The organism is Paraburkholderia caffeinitolerans (genome assembly GCF_902859945.1).
Taxonomy (GTDB): Bacteria; Pseudomonadota; Gammaproteobacteria; order Burkholderiales; family Burkholderiaceae; genus Paraburkholderia; species Paraburkholderia caffeinitolerans.
The window spans coordinates 1-959 of record NZ_CADIKL010000117.1; the positions used below are offsets into that span (position 1 = coordinate 1).

1 protein-coding gene is annotated in these 959 nt (G+C 68.1%); it reads left to right on the forward strand.

The annotated features are described in order from the left end of the window. The coding region (locus HV773_RS36520; RefSeq protein WP_175198557.1) for an aromatic amino acid lyase at nucleotides 1-959 on the forward strand (959 nt) is incomplete at both ends.

Here is a 959-nt window from a genome sequence, read left to right on the forward strand (position 1 = left end):
CGCAATCTGGTGCTGTCGCACGCCGTGGGCGTGGGCGAGCCGATGTCGCTGCCGGTCGTGCGCCTGATGATGGCGCTGAAGCTCTCGAGCCTGGGCCGTGGCCACTCGGGCATCCGTCGCGAAGTGATGGAAACGCTGATCAAGCTGTTCAATGCGGACGTGCTGCCCGTGATCCCGGTGAAGGGCTCGGTGGGCGCGTCGGGCGACCTCGCGCCGCTCTCGCACATGTCGGCCGTGCTGCTGGGCGTGGGCGACGTGTTCGCGAAGGGCGAGCGCATGAGCGCGGAAGAGGGCCTGCGCCTGGCCGGCCTCAAGCCGATCGCGCTGCAAGCGAAGGAAGGCCTCGCGCTGCTGAACGGCACGCAAGCCTCGACGGCGCTCGCGATCTACAACATGTTCGCAATCGAAGACCTGTACCGCACGGCACTCGTCTCGGGCGCGCTGTGCGTGGACGCGGCAGCCGGCTCGGTCAAGCCGTTCGACGCGCGCATTCATGAACTGCGTGGCCATCGCGGCCAGATCGAAGCGGCTTCGGCTTATCGCGCGCTGCTCGACGGCTCGGCGATCAACCTTTCGCACCGCGACTGCAGCAAGGTCCAGGACCCGTACTCGCTGCGCTGCCAGCCGCAGGTGATGGGCGCGTGTCTCGACCAGATGCGCCACGCCGCGCACGTGCTGCTGATCGAAGCCAACGCGGTCTCGGACAACCCGCTGATTTTCCCGGACACCAAGGAAGTCATCTCGGGCGGCAACTTCCACGCGGAGCCGGTGGCGTTCGCCGCGGACAATCTCGCGCTGGCCGCCGCTGAAATCGGCGCGCTCGCCGAGCGCCGCATCGCGCTGCTGATCGACGCGACGCTGTCGGGCCTGCCGCCTTTCCTCGTGAAGGACGGCGGCGTGAACTCGGGCTTCATGATCGCGCACGTGACGGCCGCGGCCTTGGCCTCGGAGAACAAGAC